Source organism: Streptomyces sp. R35, from assembly GCF_041053035.1.
Classification (GTDB): domain Bacteria; phylum Actinomycetota; class Actinomycetes; order Streptomycetales; family Streptomycetaceae; genus Streptomyces; species Streptomyces lutosisoli.
This window is the reverse complement of record NZ_CP163440.1, coordinates 2,191,980-2,204,425: the sequence shown is the minus strand read 5'-3', so window position 1 is coordinate 2,204,425 and position 12,446 is coordinate 2,191,980. Positions and strand designations below refer to the sequence as shown.

Below are 12,446 nucleotides of genomic sequence, written 5' to 3'. Positions count from 1 at the left end.
CATTCGCTCACTCAGGAGAGCAGTCGCCATGAGCAGTACCCGTGCGCCCGCGGTAGCGGCGCGTCAGCTGATCAAGACCTACCCCGGTGACGTCACCGCCCTCAACGGCATGGACGTCACCGTCGAGACGGGCACCGTCTTCGGACTCCTCGGTCCGAACGGCGCCGGCAAGTCCACCACCGTCAAGATCCTCACCACCCTGGCCCGCCCCGACTCGGGCACCGCCACCGTCGCGGGCCATGACGTGCTGCGCCACCCGGACCGGGTGCGCCGCGCGATCGGCGTGGTCGCCCAGAGCTCGGGCGCCGACCCGGTGGCGACCGGCCGGGAGAACCTCCAACTCCAGGGCAGGCTCTACGGATTGAAGGGAGCCGACCTCGGCCGCCGGGTCGACGAGCTCCTTCAGCGATTCAAGCTCGCCGACGCCGCCGGGCGCCAGGTGAAGGGCTACTCCGGGGGCATGCGACGCCGCCTGGACGTGGCGCTCGGCCTGGTCCACCGCCCCGAGGTGCTCTTCCTCGACGAGCCCACCACCGGTCTCGACCCCGAGGCGCGCACCGCGATGTGGGACGAGATTGCCCGCCTCGCCGGCGACGAGGGCCTGACCATCCTGCTCACCACGCACTACCTCGAAGAGGCCGACCGGCTCGCCGAGCGCATCGCCATCGTCGACCGCGGCCGTGTCGTGGTCGAGGGCACACCGGACGCCCTGAAGGGTGAACTCCGCGGTGACGCCGTCCACTTGGAACTGCGCGACGCGGTCGGCGAAGCGGGTCGTACGCTGCTGAACGGCAGCCTCACCCGGCTGCCCGGCGTGCACGAGGCACTCATCGAGGGCCGCCGGATCAGTGTCCGTGCCGACGACGGAGCCGCCGCGGTGCCCGCTCTGCTCGGGGCCCTTGAGCGCGCCGGGGTCGCAGTCGCCGCCGCGACCGTGGCCCGCCCCTCGCTCGACGACGTCTATCTCCGCTACGCGGGCCGCCGTTACTCCGAGGCGGAGGCCGAGTCCACCGAGAGCCTCGTCCTCGCCGGAGGTGCCCGATGAGTACCGCTGTCTCGCAGACCTGGTACATGACCCAGCGTCAACTCATGGTGTTCGTACGGCAGCCCGCATACATGCTGATCACGCTGATCCAGCCAGTGGTCTGGCTGTTCCTGTTCGGCAACCTCTTCAAGAAGGTCGTCGAGCTGGGCGGCTTCGGCACCACCTCGTATCTCGACTACCTGGTGCCCGGCGTCGTGGTGATGAGCGCGCTCAGCTCCAACATGTGGGCGGGCATGACCACGCTGGACGAGATCCAGCGGGGCACACTCAACCGGTTCCTCACCACACCCGTCAGCCGGGCCGCCCTGATGAACGGCAATGTCGTCAACAACGGCCTGGTCACCGCGTTGCAGTCGGTCATCATCGTGCTGCTCGGACTGCTCGGCGGTGCCGACTACCCGGGCGGGATCGGCGGGATCGCGATCCTGATCATCGCCTCGGTACTGCTCGGCACGATCTTCGGGGCGCTGTCGAACGCGCTGGGCATGCTGGTCCAGGAGCGGGAGTCGATCATCGGCATCAACACCTTCTTGCTTCTGCCGCTGACGTTCCTCTCCTCGGCCTTCATGGCCCCGTCCCAGATGCCCGGCTGGATGCGGCACATCGCCGACTTCAATCCGCTCAACTGGGCGATGGTGGCGGGCCGTTCGGCGATGTCGGCCGACCCCGACTGGGGCGATGTGTTCAGCCGGGGAGGGGGCCTGCTCGCGCTCGCGGTGGCGGCGGTGTGGCTGTCGATCCGTACGTTCCGGTCGTATCAGCGGTCGGTGTAAGGCAGTTGGCCCAGAGGTAGTCGGCCGAGAGACAGTTGACCGGAAGGCGGCCACCAAGTCGGCGGCCGCCTTCCGTGGCAAACCAAGTCGGCGGCACCGCCTTCCGCGGCAACGAAGCCGGCGGCCGCCTTCCGTGCCTCGCACCGTCACCCGGTGGTCAGGCGGACGCCTCCTGCTCCGCCTCCACCTGCGCGTTCCACTCCCGCTTCGACGCCTGCCAGCCGTCCTCGTTGTGCCCGAGTCGCCAGTAGCCGGAGATCGACAGGTCCTCGCGCGCGATCTCGCGCTCGACCCGCAGCAGCTGGCGCAGCTCCTTCACGAAGCCCGCCTCGCCGTGCACGAAGGCGTGCACCCGGCCCTGCGGGAAGTCGAGGGCGCGTACGGCCTCCACCAGGGCCTCGCCCTGGGGCCGGTTCCCGCGGTGCAGCCAGACGACCTCCACATCGGAGTTGATCTTCTGCTCCTCCTCGGGGCCGGAGACCTCGATGAAGGCATGGGTCACGGCACCGTCGGGCAGCGCCTCCAGGGAGGCCGCGATCGCGGGCAGCGCGCTCTCGTCACCGGCCAGCAGATGCCAGTCGGCGCCCGCGTCGGGGGCGTAGGCGCCGCCGGGGCCCATGAACCGTACGACCTCGCCCGGCTGGACCCGGGTGGCCCACGGTCCGGCCAGACCCTCGTCGCCGTGAATCACGAAGTCCAGCGTCAGCTCGCGCACCTCGGGGTCCCAGGCGCGCACGGTGTACGTCCGTGTCACGGGCCACTGCTCGCGCGGGAACTCCTCGCGGATGCGCTCCATGTCGAAGGGCTCGGGGTAGCTGACCCCCTCGGGGCCGAACAGCAGCTTCACATAGTGGTCCGTGCTGGAGCCCGCGGTGAATTCGCCCAGGCCGTCGCCGCCCAGTACGACCCGCTGCATATGCGGAGTGAGTCGCTCGGTCCGCACCACCTGCGCGGAGTGGGGCTTCCGGGGCTTGCGTGCCGGGCGCTCTGCCATGACGGCCTCCTGGTTCACATAGTTAGGCTTACCTAAGTTAGCATCTCTCCCTCTGAGTCACCTATGCGTGGAGCGGTATCACTTATGCCTGAAGGGTCGAAAGCAAGCGGTGCAACGACCCGCCCAGGCCCCAGCGGGCGGCGAGCGCGTCCAGTGCGGCGGGATCGCGCGGCGCGTGCGGCAGCGCCGTGTCGACGTCCGGCAGGGGGACGTCACCGGCGACCTTGACGACCGTGGGCGCGACCGCGACGTACGGCCGCGACTCGTCCAGACGCTTGCGCTGTGACGGGGTCAGCTTGGCCTTCGGGTCGTCGACCGCGGCCATGATGCCGGCCAGGTCGCCGAACTCGGCGAGCAGTTTGGCGGCCGTCTTCTCGCCGATGCCGGGCACTCCGGGCAGACCGTCGCTCGGGTCGCCGCGCAGCAGCGCCAGATCCGCGTACCCCCGGCCGTCCACGCCGTACTTCTCGCGCAGCCATGCCTCGTCGGTGAGCTGGAGCGTGCCGACACCCTTGAGGGGATACAGGACGCGGATTCCCCGCTTGTCGTCGACCAGCTGGTAGAGGTCGCGGTCGCCGGTGACGATGTCGACCGGGCCGGTGGCGCGTCCGGTGAACGTGCCGATCACGTCGTCCGCCTCGTACGCCTCGACCCCCACCCGTGCGATGCCCAGCGCGTCCAGGACGTCCTCGATGACGGGCACCTGCGGCGACAGCGTGTCCGGCACCTCCTCCTCGTCCGGGCCCGCCTCGCGCTCCTCGGCCACCCGGTGTGCCTTGTAGGACGGGATCAGGTCGACCCGCCACTGCGGGCGCCAGTCGGCGTCCATGCACGCCACCAGATCGTCGGGGCGGTGGTCCTTGACCAGGCGGTCGATGAATTCGAGCAGTCCGCGCACGGCGTTGACCGGCGTGCCGTCCGGGGCCTTCACGGATTCCGGGACGCCGAAATAGGCGCGGAAGTACAGCGAGGCGGTGTCGAGAAGCATGAGTCGTCGAGTTTGCTGCGTCACGTTTCGCATCATGCCGTACGCCACTGACAGTGACCTGAACCACTCCTGCGTTTGCTCCGGGTAAGCGGGGGCAGGCGCCGCCTCTGAGTGAGGCCGGTTTCGTTTTCTACCGTTTGGCGTATTCCGTTCCGGCCGTTCAAACCATTTGGAACTGGTTCAAACCGTTCCAGAGAATCGTTCCAACGAGAGGTACACGTGTCATCCAGGCTTGAGGCCGAGCATCTGTACAAGGTGTTCGGGAGACGACCGGACGAGGCCGTGGAGCGGCTCCGGCAGGGGGCCGACCGCGACGAGCTGCGCGCCGACGGCGCGACCGCCGCGGTGATCGACGCGTCCTTCACGGTGGAGCCGGGCCAGATCTTCGTCGTCATGGGCCTGTCCGGATCCGGCAAGTCCACGCTGCTGCGCATGCTCAACGGACTCCTGGAGCCGACCGCAGGACAGGTGCGCTTCGACGGCCAGGACCTGACCGCGCTCAGCGCCCGTGAACTGCGCGAGGTCCGCTCCAAGAAGATCAGCATGGTCTTCCAGCACTTCGCGCTCTTCCCGCACCGCAGCGTCCTGGAGAACGCCGCGTACGGCCTGGAGGTCCAGGGCGTGCCGAGCGCCGAGCGCAAGGAACGCGCCACCAGGGCCCTGGAGCTGGCAGGACTCGCCGGCTGGGAGAAGTCCTGGCCCGACGAGCTGTCCGGCGGGATGCAGCAGCGTGTGGGCCTCGCCCGGGCGCTCGCCACCGACGCCGACCTGCTGCTGATGGACGAGTCCTTCAGCGCGCTCGACCCGCTGATCAGGCGCGACATGCAGGACCAGCTGATCGAACTCCAGAAGAAGCTCAAGAAGACCATCGTCTTCATCACGCACGACCTCAACGAGGCGATGCGCCTGGGTGACCGGATCGCCGTCATGCGCGACGGCCGCATCGTGCAGACCGGCAGCGCCGAGGACATCCTGGTGCGCCCCGCCAACGACTACGTCGCCTCCTTCACCCAGGACGTCGACCGCTCCCGCGTCCTGACCGCGGACGCCGTCATGGACACGGACGTCCGCGGCGACGAGGCGGACTGCGCCTGCGAGACCGCCACGCCCGACACCTCCTTCGTGGACCTCTGCGCCATCAGCGCCCGCCTCACGCACCCGGTCGCGGTGCTCGACGAACGGCGCAAGCTCGTCGGTGTCGTCCCCCGGCAGCGCCTGGTCGCCTTCCTCGGCGACGAGCGGGAGACCCCCGTAGGCTGCGCCAGTCCTCGGACCGAGGCGGTGAAGGCCGGTGCCTAGAATCCCCTTCGGCGACTGGGTCAACAGCGCCGTCGACTGGCTGCTGGGCCACATGGCCTGGCTCTTCGACTTCTTCAAGACGGTCTTCCAGGGAACGTACGACGGCATCGACGCCGTCCTTCAGGCTCCCGAGCCGCTGCTCCTCGCGGGCATCTTCGCCGTCATCGCGTTCTGGCTGCGCGGCACGTCCGCCGGTGTCCTCGCCTTCGTGGGCTTCGCCTTCATCGACTCCCTCGAACTGTGGGAGGACGCGATGGTGACCCTCTCGCTGGTCCTCGTGGCGACCCTCATCGCGCTGGTCGTCTCCGTGCCCGTGGGCATCTGGGCGGCGCGCTCCGACCGGGTCAGCGGGATCGTCCGGCCGGTCCTCGACTTCATGCAGACGCTGCCCGCGATGATCTACCTCATCCCGGCCATCCTGTTCTTCGGCACGGGCGCCCCGGCGGGCATCGTGGCCACCCTGATCTTCGCGCTGGCACCCGGCGTCCGCATGACCGAGCTGGGCATCCGCCAGGTCGACAAGGAACTCGTCGAAGCCGCCGACGCGTTCGGCACCACACCCCGCGACACCCTGCTGCGCATCCAGCTGCCGCTCGCACTGCCCACCGTCATGGCCGGCGTCAACCAGGTCATCATGCTGGGCCTGTCCATGGCCGCCATCGCGGGCATGGTCGGCACCGGCGGCCTCGGCGGCGACGTCAACGAGGCCATCGGCCAGCTGAACGTCGGCCTCGGCTCCGAAGCGGGCGTCGCCATCGTCATCCTGGCCATCTACCTGGACCGTATGACCAGCGCGCTGGGCACCCAGGTCTCCCCGCTCGGCCGCCGCGCCGCCGCCCGACTGCGCGCCGCGCAGGGCCTGAAGCTCTGGTCCTACCGCCCCCGGCCCGCCGTGGCCATGGCGGGCGTCGTCGTGCTCGCCCTTGTCGCGGGCGGCATGGGCATCTTCGGCGGCACGAACGCGACGTCCACCGCGGCCGACGGTGCGAACGTGGGCCAGGGCAAGAAGGTGACCATCGGCTACATCCCGTGGGACGAGGGCGTCGCCTCCACCTACCTGTGGAAGGAGATCCTGGAGGAACGCGGCTTCCAGGTCGACACCAGGCAGTTCGACGCGGGCCCGCTGTACACCTCCCTCGCCCAGGGCGACATCGACTTCCAGACGGACTCCTGGCTGCCGACCACGCACGAGCAGTACTGGAAGAAGTACGGCAGCAAGCTCGACGACCTGGGCTCCTGGTACGGCCCGACCTCGCTGGAACTGAGCGTGCCCGCGTACATGAAGGGCATCGACTCGCTGGACGACCTCAAGGGCCAGGCGTCCAAGTTCGGCGGCAAGATCACCGGCATCGAGCCCAGCGCCGGAATGATGAGCCTGCTCAAGAGCAAGGTGTTCAAGGAGTACGCCCTCGACAAGGAGTACAAGGTCGTCGACAGCTCCACGCCCGCCATGCTGGCCGAGCTGAAGCGCGCGTACGCCAAGCAGGAGCCCGTCGTCGTCACCCTCTGGTCGCCGCACTGGGCGTACAGCGACTACAAGCTGAAGAAGCTCAAGGACCCCAAGGGCGCCTGGGGCAAGGGCGACGGAGTGCACACGCTCGCCCGCAAGGGCTTCGCCCAGGACAACCCGGTCGTCGGACAGTGGCTCAAGAACTTCAAGATGACCGAGAAGCAGCTCACCGGCCTTGAGGCGGAGATCAACAAGGCGGGCAAGGGCAAGCAGCAGGACGCCGTGCGCGCCTGGCTGAAGAAGAACCCCGGCGTCGTCGATAAGCTGGCCCCGGTCAAGAGCACCGCCGCCAGTGCCGAGGCCAAGCGCTCCCTGGACGTGGCCTGGTTCCCCTGGGACGAGGACGTCGCCGTCACCTACCTGTGGAAGAACGTCCTCGCCCGGCGCGGCTACACGCTCAACCTCAAGCAGATGGACGTCGGCCCCGTCTACACGGGTCTGGCCTCCGGCGACCTCGACCTCAACTTCGACGCGTGGCTGCCCTACGCACAGTCCAATTACTGGGACCAGCACAAGGACGATCTGAGAGACCTCGGCACCTGGTACCAGCCGACCTCCCTGGAGATCGCCGTGCCCTCGTACGTGAAGGACGTCAAGTCCCTCGCGGACCTCAAGGGGAAGGCCGACACCTTCGACGGGAAGATCATCGGCATCGAGCCGGGTACCGGCGAGATGAACCTCCTGAAGACGAAGGTGCTTCCCGGCTACGGCCTCGACAAGGAGTACAAGGTCGTCGACGGCTCCACGCCCGCGATGCTCGCCGAGCTGAAGCGCGCGTACGCCAAGAAGCAGCCGGTCGCCGTCGTCCTGTGGTCCCCGCACTGGGCCTACAGCGAGTACAAGCTCACCAAGCTCGCGGATGGCAAGAAGCTGTTCGGCGAGGGCAACACCATCCGGACCATCTCCAGCAAGAAGTTCCCGGGCCAGTATCCGCAGCTCACCAAGTGGATCAAGAACTTTAGGATGAGCGAGGCCGAACTCGGCAGCCTGGAGAGCGAGATCAAGCAGCGCGGGCAGGGGCACGAGGAGGACGCCGTCGCCGCGTGGCTGAAGGAGCACCCGGACATGGTGGAGCGGATGACTCCGCAGTAGTACGCAGTAGTCCGTGATCGTCCCCGGTGGTCCGCCGGGGGTCGCGCCGAGAGGTGGTCTTCGTCGTACGGGTCCCGTGTCCCGTGTGGCGAAGCCCACCCCTCGCGGCATTCACGGGGCCCGCGACTCCTCCGTACGCTCGGCTCTCCTCTTCCGCTCGTTCCTGTGAGACCCCCGTGCGATCCCTGTTCCGGCTCGGCCCCCTCGTCGCGGTGGCGCTGCTGATCGCCGTGCTCCCGGACGCGAGCGCGGAACCCGCGTCCCTGGCGACGGCCCGCTTCGCGGAACTCGCCGGCGACGTGCGCGACGCCGACGGATACGCGTACGGCCTGCGGGACACCTCCGGCCGCACCATGGACGCCGCGCAGATCACCCAGGCGGCGGACGGCACCTATCTCGCCGTCTACCACACGACCCTCGGCGACGGCCGGTTCCACGCCGCGGTCGCCACCTCCACGGATCTGCGCACCTGGACCCGCCGCCACGACTTCGGCGCGGGCACCAGCCAGCCCGCACTCGCGGCCGACGACACCGGTGGCTACGTACTGGCGTACGAGAAGGATCCGGACAACCACATCGCCGTACGCGGCTACGCCGATCTGGCGGCCCTGCTGGCCGGGAAGGCGGCCCGCGCCTACGACGCACCGCGCACCCTCTCGCGCTGCGCCGAGGGCACGCCGGACATCACCTCCGTGCACGACGGCACGGTCGAACTCACCGGCCACTACCGGGCGGAGTGCGACACGGACCGCCAACTCCGGGCCACACTCACGGACTTCACGACCTGGCAGGCCGAGCCCGACCGGCGCCTGGACCGCGCCCTGGAGTCGTGGGGGACCGGCGGCAACATAGGCGACCGCTCGCTCCTGCGACTCGGGGGCCGGAAGCTGGTACTGATAGAGGGTCAGCGGTGGCGCAAGGACTTCGGGAGCTGGCGGACGTACGCCTACGATCCCGCGACCGGGCGGGCCGACCGGCTGACTCTGCGCACCCACGGCGGCAGCCGGGCCTTCGCCAATCCCTCGGCGACGCTGCTCACCGATCCGGACGGGCATCCGGCCCTGCTGGTCAGCCTTTTCGTGCCGCGCGAGGGTGCGGCGCCGGGGGAGTCGGGTCAGCTCGTGTATTGGCGAGAACTGTGACCCTCGCACTCCTTCGATGTGACAGCGATGTGACGGGTGCATGAAACGGTTTGCCGAACATGCGTAGGGTGCAAACAACTCTTCAGAGGTAATGGACCGAAGAAACCGAAGAACCAGCGGACCGACGACGCAAGGGAGGCAGCCGGAGCGATGGGCGACCACAAAGAACAGCCCCTTCGGGTGGGCGCGGCCGTCCGGCGGCGGCGCCGGGCACTGGAGCTCACGCTCGCCGTCGTGGCCGAGCGCAGCGGCCTGTCGGTCCCCTTTCTCAGCCAGGTCGAGAACGAGCGGGCCCGGCCCAGCAAGAGCTCCCTGGAGAGAGTCGCCGACGCACTCGGCACGACCGCCGTGGAACTGCTCGCCGCGGCCGACCCGGCGTGCAGCGTCGACGTCGTGCGCGCCGACGCCGGTGCCGAGTTCACCCCCGAAGCCCAAGTGCGCCCCCTGGTGCGCGGTCACCACCAGTTGCACGCCACGGAGTTCACCGGTGACCACGACGAGGGACGCGAACTCCAGCACCGCAACGACAAGTTGATGTACGTCGCCGACGGCGCCGTCGAGGTCGAGGCGGAAGGCCGCGCCCATCGGCTCGGGCGCGGCGACACGCTGTATCTGACGGGCGGTGTGCGCCATCGGTGGCGGGCGACCGTCCCGGACACCCGGGTGATCGTGGTCGAGGTCGCCGACCACATCGACGCGGTGGAGGAGCGGCACGGCTTCGGCAGACGCTGACCGTTCCCTGGGCGACGGGCACACCTTTGGGTGGCGCTGACCCTTCCGTGGCGGATCCATGCCAGGGGGCACTGCGATACTGACGCCATGTCCGGTACCTCCGGTTATGCCTTCGACAACACCTCCGAGCTCGCCGGCGGGCGCTTCGACGCTCTGGAGACCTGCTACGACCCGGTGACCTTCGCCCGTCTCGCCGACCTGGGCGTCGGTCCCGGGATGCGCTGCCTGGAGCTGGGCGGAGGCGGCGGCTCCGTCGCGGGCTGGCTCGCCGACCGGGTCGGCCCGACCGGCTCCGTCCTCGTCACCGACCTCGAACCACGCTGGATGGACGGCCTCCCCGGACGCGCCAACCTGCGCGTCGTGCGGCACGACATCGGCGCGGAAGAGCTCCCGGAGGGCGACTTCGACCTGATCCACGCCCGGCTCGTGCTGCTCCACGTGCCCGAACGCGGGGCGGCCCTCGACCGGCTGGTGCGGGCGCTGCGCCCCGGCGGTCTGCTCGTGCTGGACGAGTTCGACTGCGGCTGGATCCCCGTGCTCGCGTCCCCCTCGCCCGAGTCGGCCGCACTGTTCGAGAGGATGCACGACGCGGTGATGGGCATCATCACGGCGGCCGGCGCCGACATGCGATGGGGCGCGCATGCCTACGCGGCGCTGTGCCGGGCGGGTCTGACCGAGGTGGCGTCCGCGACGTACGCCGAGTCCTGGCGCGGCGGCTCGTCCGGCACCCGCCTGCACCAGGTCAACATCCGCCAGTTGGCAGGCCGCCTGGTCGAGAAGGGCCTGACCCAGGAGCAGCTGGACGACTGCATGCGTCTCCTCGACGACCCCGGCTTCGCCGTCAACTCCTATCCGCTGATCACGACTTGGGGCGTGCGGCCGTGACACGTGCCGTACCGCGAGCCGCACCGCGTGTCGTCTCGCTCGTGCCCTCACTCACCGAGGCCGTGGCCGTCTCCGTCCCCGGGGCCCTGGTCGGCGCGACGGACTGGTGCAGCCATCCCGCGGACCTCGATGTCGTACGGATCGGGGGCACCAAGAATCCCGGGGTCGACCGGATCGTGCGGCTCGCGCCCGATCTGGTCGTCGCCAACGAGGAGGAGAACCGCGAGCCCGACCTGACCGCCCTGCGCGAGGCGGGAATCGAGGTGCTGGTCACCGAGGTGCGGGATGTGCCGGGAGCCTTCCGCGAACTGGCGCGGGTGCTGGACGCGTGCGGCGCGGGCAGCCGGCCTCGCTGGCTCGACGAGGCGGAGACGGCGTGGGCGCGGCTGCCCGCTCCCGACCGCCGTACGACCGCGGTCGTGCCGGTCTGGCGGCGGCCCTGGATGGTCCTGGGCCGGGACACCTTCGCCGGGGACGTGCTGGCCCGGCTGGGCGTGGACAACGTGTACGCGCGCCACGAGGACCGCTACCCCCGCATCCCGCTCCCCGAACTCAGGGCCGCGGCCCCGGACCTCGTCGTCCTGCCCGACGAGCCGTACCGCTTCACCGCCGACGACGGACCCGAAGCCTTCGAGGGCACGCCGTGCGCGCTGGTCGACGGCCGCCGACTCACCTGGTACGGGCCGTCGTTGGCGCAAGCGCCCCGGCTGCTCGGCCAGGCGCTGCGAGCAGCTCACCGCTGAGCAGACCGCGCGCCGTGCGGACGGCGGCCACGGACCAGGCGGCCACCAGCAGCACGTACAGGGCGACCGCCAGCACGTCGAAGGCGACCAGGCCGGTGTGCCGGGCCAGCCCCTCGGCGCCGGTCACGCAGGTCCCCACCGGGAACGTGAACGCCCACCAGGTCATCGCGAAACCCATGCCCCGGCGACGCGCCCGCAGCACCATCGCGGTGGCCAGCCCCAGCCAGAGCAGCGCGAAGCCCGTCACGGGGACGCCGTAGAGGACGGCGAGCATGCCGAACCCCTGGTCGTACGGAGCGGGCACCACGCCCGGCGCGAAGTCCGCGAACTTGCCGACGGCGGTGGTCGACTGGCCCAGCGGGCCGAGCACGAGGAACAGGGTCGGGGTGAGTACGAGCGGCAGCGGCCCCCCGGTGATGAGCCGGGCGAAGATCACCGGCAGCATCACGAAGGTGGCCAGCAGGCTCAGTCCGAACATCGCGAAACAGGCCAGCAGGAGAGTCTCCCGGGCCTGTCCGGAAGGCAGATGGGGGACGAGGAGGGGGCCGAGGGCGGCGGAGACCATGGGCGCGACGAGCGGAAGCAGCCAGACCGGTGTCGCCTGGCCGGGCTCGATCCGATGGCGTACGACCATGAGGTACGGCACGGCCACGGCGGCGACGAGCCCGACGACCGTACCGGCGGTGAACAGGACGGCGTCCAGGGCGACCGCCGCCCCGGTTCCGATCCAGTCCTGGCCCACGACCAGGGTGCCGCCGCCGACGGCCAGCAGGGCCATGGAGAGGCAGCCGTAGAAGGGGGCCATGGCCGGGTCGAGGAGGTGGGCGCGGGCCTGGTCGCGGTGGTGCGTCCAGTGCAGCGCGCGGGCGGCGAGCAGGGTCACGAGCACCGCGAGGGAGAGCGCCCATACGGCGGTGCAGACGGTCCGCAGGCCCGGAACGTCCCCGGGGAGTCCGGCGCCCGCCGTGGCCACGATCGCGGTGCCCATCACCGAGGCGTACCAGTTGGGGCCGAGATGCCGGACGGCGACGGCGCGAGGGGTTCCCGAGGTGCGGGGGGTTCCGGCCTTGCGGAGGGTGAGGGGCTGGGCTGCGGTGACCATGTCCCCCACGGTCGCGCGGCGGCGTACTCCCCACCAGGGAGTGTCGCTCTATGGGGGCATAAGCTGGGTTTATGGGCAACGTGGAAGGACCGACCGGAGCAGAGGCGGCCGGAACCGGGGCGGCCGGGAGCAGAGGCGGGG

At 70.0% G+C, this 12,446-nt stretch carries 11 protein-coding genes; 8 read left to right on the top strand and 3 right to left on the bottom strand.

Annotation, left to right across the window (positions count from 1 at the left end; translation table 11 throughout):
- The first annotated feature begins 28 nt into the window (after positions 1 to 28).
- The gene (locus tag AB5J50_RS10415; protein WP_369256905.1) at positions 29 to 1,045 is read left to right on the top strand and encodes an ATP-binding cassette domain-containing protein; all 1,017 of its coding nucleotides are present in this window, start codon (positions 29 to 31) and stop codon (positions 1,043 to 1,045) included.
- On the top strand, positions 1,042 to 1,818 hold the full coding sequence (locus AB5J50_RS10410) for an ABC transporter permease (RefSeq protein WP_327427409.1): 777 nt from the start codon (positions 1,042 to 1,044) through the stop codon (positions 1,816 to 1,818). The genes AB5J50_RS10415 and AB5J50_RS10410 overlap by 4 nt, the downstream gene beginning before the upstream one ends.
- Before the next feature lie 157 nt (positions 1,819 to 1,975).
- On the opposite strand, the gene AB5J50_RS10405 is transcribed toward AB5J50_RS10410, so the two are convergent.
- Positions 1,976 to 2,812, bottom strand: a complete 837-nt coding sequence (locus tag AB5J50_RS10405) for a siderophore-interacting protein (RefSeq protein WP_369256903.1) — start codon at positions 2,810 to 2,812, stop codon at positions 1,976 to 1,978.
- 82 nt (positions 2,813 to 2,894) lie between these two features.
- A complete protein-coding gene (locus tag AB5J50_RS10400; RefSeq protein WP_369265359.1) occupies positions 2,895 to 3,833 on the bottom strand; it encodes a 5'-3' exonuclease H3TH domain-containing protein in 939 nt (312 codons plus the stop codon).
- A gap of 186 nt (positions 3,834 to 4,019) precedes the next feature.
- Here AB5J50_RS10400 and AB5J50_RS10395 point away from each other — a divergent pair, with 186 nt between their 5' ends.
- The 6 genes from AB5J50_RS10395 to AB5J50_RS10370 all read left to right on the top strand — a co-directional run bounded on the left by AB5J50_RS10395 (position 4,020) and on the right by AB5J50_RS10370 (position 11,203).
- Positions 4,020 to 5,099, top strand: coding sequence for a glycine betaine/L-proline ABC transporter ATP-binding protein (locus tag AB5J50_RS10395; RefSeq protein ID WP_369256901.1), 1,080 nt, complete (start codon positions 4,020 to 4,022; stop codon positions 5,097 to 5,099).
- The gene (locus AB5J50_RS10390; RefSeq protein ID WP_369256899.1) at positions 5,092 to 7,701 is read left to right on the top strand and encodes an ABC transporter permease/substrate binding protein; all 2,610 of its coding nucleotides are present in this window, start codon (positions 5,092 to 5,094) and stop codon (positions 7,699 to 7,701) included. The genes AB5J50_RS10395 and AB5J50_RS10390 overlap by 8 nt, the downstream gene beginning before the upstream one ends.
- Positions 7,702 to 7,877: 176 nt before the next feature.
- Positions 7,878 to 8,843, top strand: a complete 966-nt coding sequence (locus tag AB5J50_RS10385) for a hypothetical protein (RefSeq protein WP_369256897.1) — start codon at positions 7,878 to 7,880, stop codon at positions 8,841 to 8,843.
- A 150-nt stretch (positions 8,844 to 8,993) separates the two neighbouring features.
- Positions 8,994 to 9,575 (top strand): helix-turn-helix domain-containing protein, encoded by a 582-nt coding sequence (locus tag AB5J50_RS10380; protein WP_327427404.1) that lies wholly within the window; start codon positions 8,994 to 8,996, stop codon positions 9,573 to 9,575.
- Positions 9,576 to 9,662: 87 nt separating this feature from the next.
- Positions 9,663 to 10,460 (top strand): class I SAM-dependent methyltransferase, encoded by a 798-nt coding sequence (locus tag AB5J50_RS10375; RefSeq protein ID WP_369256895.1) that lies wholly within the window; start codon positions 9,663 to 9,665, stop codon positions 10,458 to 10,460.
- A gap of 41 nt (positions 10,461 to 10,501) precedes the next feature.
- Positions 10,502 to 11,203: a helical backbone metal receptor gene (locus AB5J50_RS10370; RefSeq protein ID WP_369256893.1), complete on the top strand. Its 702-nt coding sequence runs from the start codon at positions 10,502 to 10,504 to the stop codon at positions 11,201 to 11,203.
- Here the strand turns inward: AB5J50_RS10370 and AB5J50_RS10365 are convergent.
- Positions 11,130 to 12,305 carry a TDT family transporter gene (locus AB5J50_RS10365; RefSeq protein WP_369256891.1) on the bottom strand — a complete coding sequence of 392 codons (1,176 nt, stop codon included), beginning with the start codon at positions 12,303 to 12,305 and terminating at the stop codon, positions 11,130 to 11,132. The genes AB5J50_RS10370 and AB5J50_RS10365 overlap by 74 nt on opposite strands.
- Positions 12,306 to 12,446 lie beyond the last annotated feature (141 nt).